Origin of the sequence: Streptomyces sp. NPDC087787, assembly GCF_044743035.1 — a bacterium.
Classification (GTDB): Bacteria; Actinomycetota; Actinomycetes; order Streptomycetales; family Streptomycetaceae; genus Streptomyces.
In genome coordinates this window covers 178407-194120 of sequence record NZ_JBIUVQ010000016.1, presented here as the reverse complement: position 1 = coordinate 194120, position 15714 = coordinate 178407, and the positions used below count along the sequence as shown (strand labels likewise).

At 71.8% G+C, this 15714-nt stretch carries 14 protein-coding genes; 6 read left to right on the top strand and 8 right to left on the bottom strand.

The genetic code is table 11. The annotated features are described in order from the left end of the window. Nucleotides 1-99 precede the first annotated feature (99 nt). From ACIOWN_RS25260 to ACIOWN_RS25245, 4 genes are all read left to right on the top strand, one after another. A complete protein-coding gene (locus ACIOWN_RS25260; RefSeq protein ID WP_362345534.1) occupies nt 100-861 on the top strand; it encodes a DeoR/GlpR family DNA-binding transcription regulator in 762 nt (253 codons plus the stop codon). Continuing rightward, complete coding sequence (gene pfkB, locus ACIOWN_RS25255; protein ID WP_362345532.1) at nt 858-1805, top strand: 1-phosphofructokinase; 948 nt, start codon at nt 858-860, stop codon at nt 1803-1805. The genes ACIOWN_RS25260 and pfkB overlap by 4 nt, the downstream gene beginning before the upstream one ends. A gap of 154 nt (nt 1806-1959) precedes the next feature. Then, nucleotides 1960-4173 (top strand): fructose-specific PTS transporter subunit EIIC, encoded by a 2214-nt coding sequence (locus tag ACIOWN_RS25250; RefSeq protein ID WP_401983381.1) that lies wholly within the window; start codon nt 1960-1962, stop codon nt 4171-4173. Between the two features lie 111 nt (nt 4174-4284). Further along, on the top strand, nt 4285-4536 hold the full coding sequence (locus ACIOWN_RS25245; protein ID WP_362345528.1) for a hypothetical protein: 252 nt from the start codon (nt 4285-4287) through the stop codon (nt 4534-4536). Nucleotides 4537-4604: 68 nt separating this feature from the next. Here ACIOWN_RS25245 and ACIOWN_RS25240 read toward each other — a convergent pair whose 3' ends face one another. Both ACIOWN_RS25240 and ACIOWN_RS25235 read right to left on the bottom strand, forming a co-directional pair. Then, nucleotides 4605-5351, bottom strand: coding sequence for a DUF6227 family protein (locus ACIOWN_RS25240; RefSeq protein ID WP_100571112.1), 747 nt, complete (start codon nt 5349-5351; stop codon nt 4605-4607). Nucleotides 5352-5557: 206 nt separating this feature from the next. After that, the gene (locus tag ACIOWN_RS25235; RefSeq protein WP_362345526.1) at nt 5558-6586 is read right to left on the bottom strand and encodes a P1 family peptidase; all 1029 of its coding nucleotides are present in this window, start codon (nt 6584-6586) and stop codon (nt 5558-5560) included. A gap of 64 nt (nt 6587-6650) precedes the next feature. Between ACIOWN_RS25235 and ACIOWN_RS25230 the strand changes: the two genes are divergently transcribed. After that, nucleotides 6651-6833: a hypothetical protein gene (locus tag ACIOWN_RS25230; protein WP_362345524.1), complete on the top strand. Its 183-nt coding sequence runs from the start codon at nt 6651-6653 to the stop codon at nt 6831-6833. A 28-nt stretch (nt 6834-6861) separates the two neighbouring features. Here the strand turns inward: ACIOWN_RS25230 and mscL are convergent, their stop codons facing one another. From mscL to ACIOWN_RS25200, 6 genes are all read right to left on the bottom strand, one after another. Next, nucleotides 6862-7323, bottom strand: coding sequence for a large conductance mechanosensitive channel protein MscL (mscL, locus tag ACIOWN_RS25225; protein ID WP_401983380.1), 462 nt, complete (start codon nt 7321-7323; stop codon nt 6862-6864). A 63-nt stretch (nt 7324-7386) separates the two neighbouring features. Beyond that, entirely contained in the window at nt 7387-7971 is a 585-nt protein-coding gene (locus ACIOWN_RS25220; RefSeq protein WP_401983379.1) for a hypothetical protein, read from the bottom strand. A 237-nt stretch (nt 7972-8208) separates the two neighbouring features. After that, nucleotides 8209-9042, bottom strand: coding sequence for an S-methyl-5'-thioadenosine phosphorylase (locus ACIOWN_RS25215; RefSeq protein WP_362345519.1), 834 nt, complete (start codon nt 9040-9042; stop codon nt 8209-8211). A 76-nt stretch (nt 9043-9118) separates the two neighbouring features. Continuing rightward, on the bottom strand, nt 9119-9448 hold the full coding sequence (locus ACIOWN_RS25210) for an FmdB family zinc ribbon protein (RefSeq protein ID WP_362345517.1): 330 nt from the start codon (nt 9446-9448) through the stop codon (nt 9119-9121). A 67-nt stretch (nt 9449-9515) separates the two neighbouring features. Continuing rightward, entirely contained in the window at nt 9516-10808 is a 1293-nt protein-coding gene (locus ACIOWN_RS25205; protein WP_362345515.1) for an MFS transporter, read from the bottom strand. 208 nt (nt 10809-11016) lie between these two features. Continuing rightward, a complete protein-coding gene (locus ACIOWN_RS25200; protein WP_362345975.1) occupies nt 11017-12525 on the bottom strand; it encodes a potassium/proton antiporter in 1509 nt (502 codons plus the stop codon). A 214-nt stretch (nt 12526-12739) separates the two neighbouring features. Here ACIOWN_RS25200 and ACIOWN_RS25195 point away from each other — a divergent pair, with 214 nt between their 5' ends. Beyond that, nucleotides 12740-15616 carry a penicillin acylase family protein gene (locus ACIOWN_RS25195; protein WP_401983378.1) on the top strand — a complete coding sequence of 959 codons (2877 nt, stop codon included), beginning with the start codon at nt 12740-12742 and terminating at the stop codon, nt 15614-15616. The last annotated feature ends 98 nt before the right edge of the window (nt 15617-15714 follow it).

The following is a 15714-nucleotide window of genomic DNA, read 5'->3' as shown; positions in this document are numbered from 1 at the left end:
TGCCCGGTTAGATGCCCGAACCTGTTTACTTCTCCGACATCCCGGCGTACGCTCCGAGGAGAAACCACAAGTTCGGGCATCAGTCGGAGGCGGACGGACATGTACGCACCGGAGCGGCAACAGGAGATCCTCCGGCTCGCCCGGGACGGCGGCCGCGTGGACGTCGTGTCGCTCGCCGAGGAGTTCCAGGTGACGGCGGAGACGATCCGCCGCGATCTGAAGGCCCTCGACCGCGCGGGCCTGCTGCGCAGGGTGCACGGCGGCGCCATCCCGGCCGGCCGTCTCGACTTCGAGCCGGACCTCGCCGAGCGCGAGTCCACCGCGGCCGACGAGAAGGACCGCATCGCCAAGGCTGCCCTGGCCGAACTGCCTGCCGAGGGCACGCTGATCCTCGACGCCGGTACGACGGTGGCCCGTGTGGCCGCCGCCCTGCCCCTTGAGGCCTCGCTCACCGTCGTCACGCACTCCCTGCCGATCGCGGCCCGCCTCGCGGACCACCCCGGTCTGCAGCTCCACCTCGTGGGCGGGCGGGTGCGCAACCGCACGCGCGCCGCCGTGGACGCCTGGGCGCTGCGGGCCTACGGCGAGATCCGCGCCGACGTACTGTTCGTCGCCGCCAACGGCTTCTCCGCCGAACACGGTCTGACCACCCCCGACCTCGCCGAGGCCGCGGTGAAGCGGGCGGCGATGGCCGCCGCCCGCCGTGTGGTGCTGCTCGCCGACTCCGCCAAGCACGGCCAGGAGCACTTCGCCCGCTTCGGCGGTCTGGACGATGTGGACCTGCTGATCACCGACAGCGGATTGAGTCCCGAAGACGCGGCCGCCATCGAGCGCGGCGGCACGGAAGTAGTACGCGCATGATCGTCACCGTCACCCCCAACCCCTCCCTGGACCGCACCTACGAGGTCCCCGCGCTCGAACGCGGCCAGGTCGTCCGGGCCACCGGCGAGCGCATGGACCCGGGCGGCAAGGGCGTGAACGTCTCGCGCGCCGTCGCGGCCGCCGGGCGGCGCACGGTCGCCGTCCTCCCCCTGGGCGGCGCACCGGGCGCACTCGTCGCCGAACTGCTCGACGCACAGGGCATCGACGTCGCGCCGGTGCCGGTGGCCGGGGCCACCCGCTCGAACATCGCGCTCGCGGAGGCCGACGGCGTCCTGACGAAGATCAACGCGCCGGGTCCTGAACTCTCCGCAGAGGAGCAGGAGTTGCTGCTGGAGACCGTGCGGCGGCAGTCGCACGGCGCCGACTGGATCGCGTGCTGCGGCAGCCTGCCGCGCGGACTCGCACCGTCCTGGTACGCCGACCTGGTCGCGCAGGCGCACGCGGCCGGTGTGCGCATCGCCCTGGACACCTCCGGGCCCGCGTTGCTCGAGGCGCTGCGCGAGGGCCCGGACCTGGTCAAGCCGAACGCCGCGGAACTCGCCGAGGCCGTCGGGCGCTCACTGGCGACGGTCGGCGACGCGGTGAAGGCGGCCGAGGAACTCCGCGGACTCGGCGCGCGCACCGTGCTCGCGAGCCTGGGCGCCGACGGACAGCTGCTCGTCGACGACGCGGGCGCCTGGTTCGGCAGCGCGCGTGTGGATGCCGTCCGCAGCAACGTCGGGGCCGGCGACTCCTCCCTCGCCGGGTTCCTGATCGCCGGCGGCACCGGTCCGGAGGCCCTCGCCCTCGCCGTCGCCCACGGCGCGGCCGCCGTCCAGCTGCCGGGCAGCCTGATGCCGACCCCCGCCGACCTGGACCCCGCGGCGGTGACCGTCACACCGGACGTGCCGGTGGACCGCGCGCTGACGGAGCCGGTGACATGACCGGCCGCCCGCCCTGCACCCGGTGCCGTACGGCGCCTTCCACGGCCCGCACCCCTGACGACTCTCCCCGCACTCCCCGCTCCCCCCTCACCTCCCCCGTCCCCACCCCCGCCCACCTCAGTGACCGGGCGATACGCGCGCTAAGGAGCCCGCGATGAGCGACATGATCACCGCGGACCTGGTCGACCTCGACCTGTCCGCCGACACCAAGCAAGCGGCGGCGCGCTCCCTCGCCGAGCGGATGGTGGCCGAAGGCCGGGTGACCGACCTGGAGGGCTTCCTCGCCGACGTGGCCGCCCGCGAGGCGCAGATGCCGACCGGCCTGGACGGCGGCATCGGCATCCCGCACTGCCGCAGCGAGCACGTCGTCGAGCCGACGCTCGCCTTCGGGCGCAGTGCGACCGGGATCGACTTCGGCGCGACGGACGGCCCCGCCGACCTGATCTTCCTGATCGCGGCCCCGGCCGGCGCGGACGACGCCCACCTGAAGATCCTGTCCTCGCTGGCCCGTCAGCTGATGAACAGCGAGTTCACCTCCGCGCTGCGCTCGGTGGACGACGCGGCTGCTGCTGCCGCGCTCATTCGCGGGGACGAGGCTCCCGGCCAGGCCACGGCAGGTGGCGGGGGCGCCGGGGGTGCCGCGCGAGACGCCGAGGGCGCCTCCACGCGGGCGACGGACGCCCCCGAAGACACCGCCGCGACGCCGGGGGCGGCCTCCTCCGGCGCCGTGGCGGCCGACGCGACCCCGGCACCGGGCACGGCACCGGACGCGACCCCGGCACCGGACGGGACCGCCACGGACGCGAGCGTCACGTCGGCGGCCTCCGGCGCTTCCGGTACCGCCGGCGCTTCCGGCGACCGTCCGTTCCGGATCGTCGCCGTCACCTCCTGCCCCACCGGTATCGCGCACACCTACATGGCGGCCGAGTCGCTGGAGAACGCCGGCCGCGAGGCGGGCGTCGAGGTGGTCGTCGAGACCCAGGGTTCGGCCGGCTTCGACCGGCTCGACCCGGCGGTGATCGCGGCGGCCGACGGCGTGATCTTCGCCCACGACGTCCCCGTACGCGACAAGGACCGCTTCGCCGGCAAGCCGGTCATCGACGTCGGCGTGAAGGCGGGCATCAACCGTCCCGGCGAACTGATCACCGAGGTCCGCGCCAGGGCAGCGCGCGGCGAGGTGAGCGGCACGGCCCCCGCGCCCGGCGGTACGCCGGTCGAGCGGAGCGGCGAGCAGGGCGAGGGCTACGGCACGAAGCTGCGCAAGTGGCTCATGTCCGGCGTCAGTTACATGGTTCCCTTCGTGGCCGCGGGCGGTCTGCTCATCGCCCTCGGGTTCGCGATCGGCGGCTACGAGATCAACAAGGCGCCGTCGGTGATGGACCACTTCGTCTGGACCCAGGCCGACAGCTGGGCCGCCCTGCTGTTCCAGATCGGCGGCGTGGCCTTCGCCTTCCTCGTCCCGGTGCTGGCCGGCTACATCGCCTACGGCATGGCGGACCGCCCGGGCCTCGTCCCCGGATTCGTCGGCGGCTCGATCGCGCTCACCATCAACGCCGGCTTCCTCGGCGGTCTCGCGGCCGGCCTGATCGCCGGTGGCGTGGTGATGGCGATCCAGAAGGTGCGCATCCCGGCGGCCCTGCGCGGCATCATGCCGGTGGTGGTGATCCCGCTGATCTCCTCGGCGGTCGTCGGGTTCCTGATGTTCGTGGTCATCGGCAAGCCCATCGCCACCGCGCAGAAGGGCATGACCGACTGGCTGAACGGGCTGACCGGCACCAACGCCGTCCTGCTCGGCGCGCTGCTCGGCCTGATGATGTGCTTCGACCTCGGCGGTCCGGTCAACAAGGTCGCCTACACCTTCGCCACCGCCGGTATCGCGGTCTCCAACCCCAGCGACTCGGCCATGAAGATCATGGCCGCGGTGATGGCGGCCGGCATGGTCCCGCCGCTGGCGATGGCCCTGGCCACGACCGTGCGCGGCAAGCTGTTCACCCACACCGAGCGGGAGAACGGCAAGGCCGCCTGGGTCCTGGGCGCCTCCTTCATCTCCGAGGGCGCCATCCCCTTCGCGGCGGCCGACCCGCTGCGCGTCATCCCGTCGTCGATGGTCGGCGGCGCGCTCACCGGCGCCCTGTCGATGGTCTTCGGTGCCACGCTGCGCGCCCCGCACGGCGGCATCTTCGTGGTACCGCTGATCGGCAACCCGTTCCTCTATCTGGTCGCCATCGCGGCGGGCGTGTGCGTGACCACCGCCCTGGTGGTCGGCCTGAAGACCCTGCGCAAGCCGGCGCCGGGTGCGGCCGCCGCCGAGGCGGGCGGGGGAGCGCCGGCCGAGCCCGCCGACCGGAAGCAGCCGGTGACGGCCTGATCCGCCCCTTGCCTCCTTGTCCTTTTGGTGCACTGTGAGTTGTTCACGGCACCTGCGAGATACGTCACGGTCCGGGGTCAAAGTCCCGGACCGTGGTGTCTACTGGGACACATGCCTCAGCACGTCTCGACCCTGATGTGGATCGGTGTGGCCGTCCCCGCCGCGCTGACCGTCGCCTGCCTGATCGGGCTCGCCCGCATCCGGCGCGCCACCCGTCTCGAGACCGCTCGACAGCAGTCCGCCCCGAGGCCGGGCCTCCCGCTCCAGCGCGGTACCGGCCCCGGCCGGGAGTTCGTCGAACTGACCTCGGAGGAGAAGGACGCCTTCGCGGGTCTGGTGCGCCGACTCGGCAACGGCCGCTGAGGCTCACCCCGGCCGAGCCGGCGATCGTCACCGGCTGAAGGGCTCAAGGGCTCTACGGCAGGAGGGCTCTAGGACATCTGCGCCGCGCGCCGTTCCATCGCGCCGCGGGCCGCGTCCTCCGTCACGTACACCTCGCACATGTGGCGACCGTCGGGGGTAGCCGTGTGCTCGACCTCCCACAGGGAGATCTCCACGCCGCCGTCCAGCAGGAACGCGTGCTCGTAGAGCGAGAAGCACAGCCCGGCCCGGCCCGCGCGGCAGGGGCGGCCGAAGGCCTGGGTGATCCGGTGACCGGACGCCGCCGCCAGCAGGCACGCGACGTCCGCGCCCGGCCGGTCGGCGTTCTCCGCGCGCCGCAGCAGACGGCGTGCGTGGTCGGCCGAGTCGTCGGACGCGTACGAGTGCCGTGCCTGGGGCGGCGGCGAGAGCTGGACCAGGACCGGCAGTTCGAACTCCGGCGCGTCCGGCGGGAGCGGCAACCGGGCGGTGGCGGTGCTCAGCTCCTCCTCGTCGTCGTACACCTCGTGCTGCACCTCGCTGCCCGGCGCGGTGTTGTGCACCAGCTCCCAGAGGGTGAGCGCGGAGCCGTCGGCGAGCAACCAGGTGTGCCGGTAGGTCTCCCGGTGCAGTCCGGCGCTGTGGTGCGCCGAGTGCAACGAACCGTCGTAGGCCAGGGCGCAGTCGAGTCGCCGTATGGTCTCGTCGGGTAACTCGAAGGAGTTCAGGGCGCGGCCGAGGAGCCGCGCGAGGTGCTCCTCAGGAGACTCGGGCGACTCGCGTGGCTCGTACGCTGTCGTCTCGTACGGAACGCTCAAGGTTTCTCCCGGCGTTGCTGCATGTCACCTTGTGGGTGCATACCGTAGCCCCTCGGTCGAGCATCATGTCCGCGAACCGAGAAAACGTCCATGACGAAAACGGCCGGCCCGCGCGAGAAGTTCCCGCCGGAACCGAAATTCCGTCAAGATCCGCTGGTCAAGAGCACGTTGTGAAACAGGGTCCGGACTTCGGGCGCCGCGGAAGGTCAACGGGCGCCGTACAGCTCCTCGTAGGCCGGCCACTCCCCGCCCGGCCCGGTCACCGCCTCCGCCGCCCGCACCGCGCGGACGATCGCGCGGGTCACCTGGTCCGCGCCCGCCGCGAGGATCTCGTTCAGGGCGAGCGGGGCGCCGGGGTCCAGCGGACGCGCGCCGGTCGCCAGCGTGAACACCGTGTCGCCGTCGTTGAGCAGGTGCACCGGACGTACGGCGCGCGCGATGCCGTCGTGCGCCGTGCCGGCCAGCTTCTGCGCCTGCGCCTTGGTCAGGTCCGCGTCGGTGGCGACCACCGCCAGGGTGGTGTTCAGCGGAGGCGGCACGTTCCTCGCGGCGGCCTCGGCGAGGCGCCGCCGCGCGCGCTCGTGCACCCGCGCGTCGGGATACTTCACCGGTCCCTGGAACAACTCCCCGTACAGCACCCCCGTTTCCGGATCGACCGCCGATCCCACCGCGTTGGCCACCACCAGCGCGGCCACCGTGACGCCCGAGTCGAGCACCGTGCTCGCCGTGCCGACTCCTCCCTTGAGCGGTCCGACAGCCGCTCCGGTACCGGCGCCCACGCACCCCTCGGGCACCCGCCCGCCCACCTCGCTCGCCGCCGCGCTCTCGACCGCGGCGCGCCCGGTGGCCGCGTCCGGCCGGGCCCGGAAATCACCGCCGCGGCCCAGGTCGAACACGCAGGCGGCCGGTACGACCGGTACGACGTGCGAAGGATCGGGCCCGACCCTGACCCCGCGCCCCCGCTCCTCCAGCCAGGCCATCACTCCCGAGGCGGCGTCCAGCCCGTAGGCGCTGCCGCCGGTCAGGACGACCGCCTCCACCGTCCGCACCAGGTTGCGCGGATCCAGGGCGTCGGTCTCCTTGGTCCCGGGGCCGCCGCCGCGCACCTCCACGGCAGCGACGGCGCCGCCCTCCGGAGCGAGCACGACCGTCGTGCCGGTGAGCCAACCGCCGCCCGTGCGCGTCGCGTGTCCCACCCGCACGCCTTCGACGTCCGTCAGAGCGTCCACTGTCATGGGAGCCAGTCTCCCCGGCCGCACAGCACGTCACGCCGCACGCCGCGGACCGTACCCTTGAGGCATGAGTACCGCCCCTGAACCCGCCCCCGAACCGCGTGACCCGAAGGCCGCGCTGATCTTCGACGACCCGCTGAACCAGCAGTCCACGGACGACACCGACCGCGGGTGGGGCGAGCGCGCGGAAGGCGACCCGGCGGCCGACCTCAAGCGCTTCCTGGACGAGAAGCCTCCCCACCACCTCTGAGGCACGCGGGCCCGCCGGAGCGCGGACGCTACCGCTCGCCGTATTCGGAGTTGCGCCGGGCGGCGACCAGCTCGTCGCGTATCTCCTTGAGCACCTGCAGCTCGGTCACCTCCACGGTCTCCTCCGCGCCCTCCCTGGCCTTCTTCCTGGCCTCCTGGCGGGCCAGGAACTTCGCCATGGGCAGGACCATCAGGAAGTAGACCACCGCGGCCGTGATCAGGAACTGGAGCGCGGCGCCGAGGACCGAACCCCACATGATCCGGATGCCCTGATCGCCCTCGCAAGGGGCGCTCAGGCACGAGTTGTAATGGTCGAGGTTCTTGGTCCCGATCGCTCCGACGACCGGACTGATCACTCCCTTCACCACCGCGTTGACGATATTGGTGAAGGCGGCGCCGACGACCACCGCTACTGCCAGATCGACGACGTTCCCGCGCATCAGGAAGGCCTTGAAGCCCTGCCAGACGCTCGGGTCCCTCTTGTCGCTCACCTGCGGCTCCTCCTTGGACATGCGACTGCGATGTGCGGAACGAACAGCTCCGCAACCTACGGCTCACCACAAGGTCACCGCCAGCCTGGCCGTCGCACTCGCCCCCGCCAGCCCCGCAGCGGTGGAGCGCGGTACCGACAGCGCGACCAGCGCTCCGCCCCCGGCCACGTCGTCCACGGGCTCCGGGACCTTGGCCACCCGGGCTCCGTGCGCGACCACCCGGGCCTGGCCGCCCGTCGCCGGATCCTCCGAGGCGATCACGTCGACCCGGTCGCCGGGGCGCAGCAGCCGGACCGTGGCCGCGTCCGCGATGCGCACGGGCGCGATCACCATGCGTACCTCGTCCGCACTGCGGCCACCGGCGGCCCGACCGGCTCCGTCGGCCGGCGCCGGCCGCTCGCGGGCCGGTCCGCCGCGAGCGGGGTCCGGAGCGTCCCGCGTGCCCGCTGCCACGAGCGCGGCCGCGGTCACGGCGAGCCCGGCCGCCACCGCGCGCCCGCGGTGCCGTACGAGCCCGCGCAGTCCGTACCGCCCGCCGCGCACGCGCACCGGCGCGAAGTGGGGCACCTCACACGTGGCCGGGGCGTCCGTGCCGGGCGCGTACGGGGAAGAAGGCAGGCGCGGAGAGCGCGGGGGCGACGACGGCACCGGCGGGGACGAGGACGGCGGGGACGAAGACGGTGACGCGTACGGCGAAGACGGAGACGCATACGACGACGAAGACGCATACGGCGAAGACGGCACGGACATGCGGACCACCACCAGCGACGGGGATTTCGGCTTGCCACGCCCACGATGAGTCATCGCGCCGCCGCCCGCCGGAGCCCGTGTGCTACCCGCCGGTTGTGGACAACTCCCTCACTCGAAGGAGCAAGCCGCCGCCCGCTACGGCAGCGTGAACCCCGGGTCCATCCCGCCCAGCGCACCGGCGCACAGACAGTCCCGTTCCCCGGTCGCGGGCAGCGCGGCCACCGCGTCGAACAGGACGCCCCGCAGCCGTTCCACATTGGCCGCGAAGACCCGCAGCACCTCCTCGTGCGAGACGCCCTCGCCGGTCTCCGCGCCCGCGTCCAGGTCGGTGACCAGGGTCAGCGAGGTGTAGCAGAGCTCCAGTTCGCGGGCGAGCGCCGCCTCGGGGTGACCGGTCATGCCCACCACCGACCAGCCCTGCGCCTGGTGCCACAGCGACTCGGCCCGGGTTGAGAAGCGTGGACCCTCCACCACGACGAGAGTGCCGCCGTCCACCGCGTCCCAGTCCCGCCCGCGCGCCGCCTTCAGCGCGGCCGTGCGGCCCACCGGGCAGTACGGGTCGGCCATCGAGACGTGCACGACGTTCGGCACCGTGCCGTCGGTCCGCGGCAGCCCGTCGAAGTAGGTCTGCGCCCTGGACTTCGTACGGTCGACGAACTGATCGGGCACGAGAAGCGTGCCCGGACCGTACTCGGGGCGCAGCCCGCCCACCGCGCAGGGCCCGATCACCTGGCGCACGCCGACGGAGCGCAGCGCCCACAGGTTGGCCCGGTAGTTGATGCGGTGCGGCGGGAGGTGGTGGCCGCGGCCGTGCCGGGGCAGGAAGGCGACCCGCCGGCCGGCGACCTCACCGAGGAAGACGGAGTCGCTGGGCTCCCCGTACGGCGTCTCCACCCGGACCTCGGTCACGTCGTCGAGGAACGAGTAGAAGCCGGAACCGCCGATGACACCGATCTCTGCGTTCGCCATGACCAGCACACTAGCGCCACGCGCGCACGCCGAGGACCCCACCGTCCCACGACGGCGGGGTCCCGGCAGGAAGACGTCAGGCGGCGGAGCTGCCGGCCGAGCTCGCGGACGTCGAGGACGAACCCGACGACGAGGACGAGCCGGAGGTCGACCCCGACGAGGAGGACGACGACGAAGAGGACGACGAGGAGCTCGACGACTTCGACGCCGGGCTGCTGCTCGACGAGGAGCCTCGGCTGTCGTTGCGGTAGAAGCCGGATCCCTTGAAGACAATGCCGACCGCGGAGAACACCTTCTTCAGGCGGCCACCGCAACCGGGGCACTCGGTGAGTGCGTCGTCGGTGAACTTCTGCACCGCCTCGAGGCCGTCGCCGCACTCGGTGCACTGGTACTGATAGGTGGGCACTGTCTTCCTCCTGGCACTCTCACTCGATGAGTGCTAACGACGGTCCATAGTGACGTATTCCCGGGGATCAGTCCACTGTGACGTGGGCTCGGTGACCGACGCCACGTGCGACCGTGCGGCCCTGTGCCGGGGACGCGAGCCGTGACCTGAGTGCCACCAGGGTCAGCAGGGCCAGCACCGTGCCGGCCATCGGTACCAGGAAGCCGGCACCGCCCCACAGGCGGTCCTCCAGCTGTCCGGCGACGGTGACCGCCGCCGCCTGGCCGAGCGCGACCGCGCCCGTGAGCCAGGTGAACGCCTCGGTGCGGGCGCCGGCCGGGACCAGGCCCTCCACCAGGGTGTAGCCGGTGATCAGGGCGGGCGCGATGCACATGCCGACCAGGAGGCCGAGCGCCGCCAGGAGCAGCACCGAGTGCGCGGTCCACAGGGCGGACGCGGCCAGTGCCAGGGCGGTGTAGCCGACGAGGAGACGGTGCTGCGGGGCGTTCTTCCAGGCGATGGCGCCGCACACGACGCCGGAGAGCATGTTGCCCGCGGCGAAGGTTCCGTAGAGCACGCCGTTGAGGCCGGGCTCGCCGATCGACTCGGTGAACGCCGCCAGCGAGACCTGCATGCCGCCGAAGACCGAGCCGATGCCGAGGAAGGTCGCGATCAGCACCCGCACCCCGGGGACGCGCAGGGCGGAGGCGTGCTCCTCGCGCGCGTGCCCGCCGGTGACGGGCGGCTGGGTGCGCTTCTGCGCGGCGAACAGCAGACCGCCGACGAGGGTGAGCGCGGACTCGGTGACCAGTCCGGCGGCCGGGGTGACGGTCGTGCACAGGGCGGTCGCCAGGAGGGGGCCGACGACGAACGTCAGCTCGTCGGTGACGGATTCGAAGGCGGCCGCGGTGGTCATCAGCGGCGAGTTCTTGAGCGTCACGCCCCAGCGGGCCCGCACCATCGGGCCGGCCTGCGGCACCGAGGCGCCGGTCGGCACGGCCGCCGCGAACAGCGCCCACAGGGGGGCGTGCGCCAGCGCGAGCCCGGTCAGCGTCAGCCCCGCGAGGGTGTGCACGAGAACACCGGGGACCAGTACCGCGCGCTGCCCGTAACGGTCGGCGAGGCGTCCGCTGTAGGGCGCGAACAGTGCCATGGAGACGCCGGTGACGGCAGCGGTGGCGCCGGCCGCGCCGTAGGAGCCGGTGGTGTGCTGCACGAGCAGCACGATGGAGATGGTGAGCATCGCGAACGGCTGGCGCGCGGCGAAGCCGGGGAGCAGGAACGTCCAGGCGCCGCGGGTGCGCAGCAGCTGCCCGTATCCCGGGCGGGAGGATTCCGTCGCGGTCCGCGCCGGTTCGGTGCTGGTGACCGTGGATCCCACGGCCGTGCCTTTCTGCCGCCTGGTAGCGCGGGCCCGGGCGTGCGGGCGCGGCCGAGAGCTGTCCTCTTGCGCGGACTGCGGTAGATGCCGGCATCCACTGAGAGGGGGGATGCCCGGCCGCCATACGGTCACGCCAGCTCTGCGTCAGGCAGAGTTGGTTCGATCAGGGTGCCCCGTCATCGTACAGGGGCGCGGGGAACGCACCTCGTCATCGGTTGCCCGCCTCCGCGCCGCCGGCGCCCAGCCATCCGGCCAGCTTGCCGCCCCGGCCGACCGCGCGCAGCCGCTGTTCGGCCGCCTCCCGGACGGGGTCGGTGGCGACCACGAGGAGTTCGTCGCCGCGCCGCAGGGTGGTGGTCGGCAGCGGTACGAAGGACCTGCCCTCGCGGACGACCAGGGTGACCGCGGACCCGGACGGCAGCCGCAGCTCGTTGATCTCGACGCCGTGCATCCGCGATCCGTGGGGGATGGCGACGGAGAGCAGATGGCCGCGCAGCCGCTCAAGAGGCGCCGACTCGATGCCGAGGTCTGCGGCCTCGTCGCCGGAGCCCAGCCGCAGCTTGCGGGCCAGCCACGGCAGGGTCGGTCCCTGCACGAGGGTGTAGACGACGACCAGGACGAAGACGATGTTGAAGATGCGGTGGGTGGCGTCGACCCCGTTCACCATGGGGATCGTCGCCAGGATGACGGGCACGGCGCCGCGCAGTCCGGCCCAGGACATAAGGGTCTGCTCCTGCCACGGAACCCGGAACGGCAGCAGGCTCGCCACCACGCCCAGCGGGCGCGCGACCATGGTCAGCACCAGACCGATGACGAGGGCGGGCAGGACGTCGTCGAGCAGTTCGTGCGGGGTGACCAGCAGACCGAGCATGACGAACATGCCGATCTGGGCGATCCAGCCGAGTCCCTCGGCGAAGCCGCGGGTGGCGGGCCAGTGCGGCAGCTTGGCGTTGCCGAGCAGCATCGACGCGAGGTAGACGGCGAGGAAGCCGCTGCCGTGGGCCAGCGCGCCGGCGGCGTACGCCGTGACCGCGATGGCCATGACGGCGATCGGGTAGAGGCCTGAGGCGGGCAGTGCCACGTGCCGCAGCGCCCAGGAGCCGAGCCAGCCCACCGCCAGGCCGACGGCCGCGCCGATCGTCAGCTCCAGTGCTATCTCGCCCACCAGGACGTACCAGTGCTCGATCGGTCCCGCGGTGGAGAAGGCGACGACCAGGATGACCACCGGGGCGTCGTTGAAGCCGGACTCGGCCTCCAGCGTGCCTGTCACGCGCGCGGGGAGGGGGATCCTGCGCAGCACGGAGAAGACGGCCGCCGCGTCCGTGGAGGACACCACCGCGCCGATGATGAGCGACTGGCGCCATCCCAGACCGCTGAGGTAATGGGCGGCGGCCGCGGTGACGCCGACGCTCACGGCGACACCGACCACCGCGAGGGCCGTGGCGGCCGGAAGGACGGGCTTGACCTCCTTCCACTTCGTGCCGAGACCGCCCTCGGCGAGGATCACGACGAGGGCCGCGTAGCCGATGACCTGGGTCAGTTCGGCGTTGGTGAAGTGGATGCCGCCGAGCCCGTCCGAGCCCATGACGACGCCTATCCCCAGGTAGACGAGCAGGCTGGGGAGCCCGCTGCGCGAGGAGACCCGGACCGCTGCGACCGCGACGAGCAGGACGACCGAGCTGGCGAGCAGGAGCTGGTTGAGGTGGTGAACAGTCAGCAGCGGTTCCTTCCGCGAGTTCCCGGTTTACTTCGTTACCTTACCTAACTCTTGACGCTTTCTTGACGCGGTCCGTGACGAAATGGGGATGCCCGACCACCGCTGGACCCGACTCCGCGTCAAGTGCTACCGGGCCCTGCGCCTATGGTTGCTCCAGCGCTCATTCGAAGTCACAGCCCGACCTGCCGCTCGCGTTAGGACAGCAAGGACAGCGATGCCCCCGAACACCACCGCCTCAACGGGTGACAAGGCCGGCAAGTCCGGCAGGAAGAAGGGGCGAAAAGCCCGCTTGGCCGTGCTTGTCCTGGTGATGGCTCTCATCGGCGGCACCGCCTACGGCGCTTACTGGTCCGTCAGTACCGTGCGCGCCTCCTTCCCGCAGACCAAGGGCACCATCACGCTGCAGGGCCTGTCGGGCCCCGTGGACGTCAGACGGGACGGCTACGGCATCCCGCAGGTCTACGCCTCCGGCGCGGAAGACCTGTTCATGGCGCAGGGCTTCGTCCAGGCGCAGGACCGGTTCTACGAGATGGACGTGCGCCGGCACATGACGTCCGGGCGCCTGTCGGAGATGTTCGGCAAGGGCCAGCTCAAGAACGACGAGTTCCTGCGCACGCTGGGCTGGGACCGGGTCGCCCGGCAGGAGTACGACAAGACGCTGTCGGCCTCCACGAAGAAGTACCTCCAGGCGTACACCGAGGGCGTCAACGCCTACCTCAAGGGGCGGGCGGCCAAGGACATCTCCCTGGAGTACGCGGCCCTGGGCTTCGCCAACGACTACAAGCCCGGGCAGTGGACCCCCGTCGATTCGCTGGCCTGGCTGAAGGCGATGGCCTGGGACCTGCGCGGCAACATGCAGGACGAGATCGACCGGGCCCTGATGACCAGCCGTCTCGGCCCCAAGCAGATCAAGGACCTGTACCCGGACTACCCGTACAGCAGGAACAAGCCGATCGTCGGCGAGGGCCAGTACAACACGCTCACTCAGGCGTTCGAAGCGGGCGGCGACACCACGGGCACGGGTGCCGGAACCCCGACCGGTACAGGTACCGGTACCGGCACGGGCATCGGTACCGGCACGGGCACCGACGCCTCGACCGGCCTGGGTAGCGGCACCACGACCACGGGTTCGACGAGCACGGGCGGCGCAGTCGGCGCCGGCACCGCGACGGGCGCGGGCGGCTCCTCCGACGTGCAGAGCCAGCTGATGGGCCTGCACGACGTCCTGGACGGCCTCCCGACGGCCGTCGGCGTCAACGGCAACGGCATCGGCTCCAACTCCTGGGTCGTCGCCGGCCGGTACACCATCACCGGCAAGCCGCTGCTCGCCAACGACCCGCACCTGTCCGCGTCGCTGCCCTCGGTCTGGTACCAGATGGGCCTGCACTGCCGCGAACTCTCCAAGGCGTGCCCCTACGACGTCACCGGCTACACCTTCGCGGGCATGCCCGGTGTGGTCATCGGCCACAACCAGGACATCGCCTGGGGCATGACCAACTCCGGTGTCGACGTCACGGACCTGTACCTGGAGAAGCTCAGCGGCAACGGCTACCTGCGCGACAACAAGACGGTGCCGTTCAAGACCCGCCAGGAGACCATCAAGGTCGCCGGCGGCGCGTCCAAGACGATCGTCGTGCGCGAGACCGACGACGGGATGCCCCTGCTGTCCGACCGGTCGAGCGAACTGATGACGGTCGGCAAGAAGGCCACGGTCACCACCGCGGCGCCCGACCGCGGCGACGGCTACGCGATCGCCCTGAAGTGGACCGCGCTGGAGCCGGGCACCACCATGGACGCCGTCTTCGCCATGAACAGCGCGAAGGACTGGAACTCCTTCCGGTCGGCCGCGGAGCTGTTCGACGTGCCCTCGCAGAACCTGGTCTACGCCGACACCAAGGGCAACATCGGCTACACGCTGCCCGGCCGCATCCCCACGCGCGCGAAGAACGACGACGGCTCCGTCCCGGCGCCGGGCTGGGACTCCGGCTACGACTGGACCGGCTACATCAAGCCGCAGGAACTGCCCTACGAGTACAACCCCAAGCGCGGCTACATCGTCACCGCCAACCAGGCGGTCGTCGATCCGGCGACCTACCCGTACACGCTCACCACGGACTGGGGCTACGGCACCCGCAGCCGGCGGATCACCGACCTGATCCAGAAGAAGATCGACGGCGGCGGCAAGATCTCCACCGACGACATGCGCCAGATGCAGATGGACAACAGCAGCGCGATCGCCAACCTGCTGGTGCCCAAGCTGCTGAACATCGACATCGGCGACAAGGACGTCCGCCAGGCGCAGAAGCTGCTGGAGGGCTGGGACCGCACGCAGGACGCCGACTCGGCCGCCGCCGCGTACTTCAACGCCGTCTGGCGCAACGTCCTCAAGCTGGCCTTCGGCAACAAGCTGCCCAAGGAACTGCGGGTCAAGGGCCAGTGCCTGTGGGTGGAGCCCGCCGGCAACACCGGCCCCGCCGACCAGAACCAGAAGGTCCGCGAGTGCGGTCAGCGCGACGCCGACCAGGCGCAGCCCGACGGCGGCGACCGCTGGTTCGAGGTGGTCCGGGCGCTCGTCGACAAGCCGGACAGCGACTGGTGGAAGACCCCGGCGTCCGGCACCCGTCCCAATGCGGACAACCGCGACGAGCTCTTCAAGCGCGCGATGATCGACGCCCGCTGGGAGCTGACCGCCAAGCTCGGCAAGGACATCGACACCTGGAGCTGGGGCCGGCTGCACCGCCTGTTCCTGAAGAACCAGACCCTGGGCACCGAGGGGCCGGGCGTCCTGCAGTACGTCCTCAACCGCGGACCCTGGAAGCTGAGCGGTGGCGAGGCCGCGGTCAACGCCTCCGGCTGGAACGCCGCCGGCGGCTACGGCGTGGTGTGGGTGCCGTCGATGCGGATGGTGGTCAACCTCGGCGACCTCGACAAGTCCAAGTGGATCAACCTCACCGGGGCCTCCGGGCACGCCTTCAGCTCCCACTACACCGACCAGACGGGCAAGTGGGCCAGGGGCGAGCTGCTCTCGTGGTCCTTCTCGCCGGACGCGGTCGGCAAGAGCACGAAGGACACGCTGGTGCTCAAGCCGTGACCCGCTGAGGCCACCACGGCGACGAAGGCCCTCCACGCGCACGCGTGGAGGGCCTTCGCCGTGCCGGAGCCGTGCCGGCCGTGTCCGACACCGCGCGC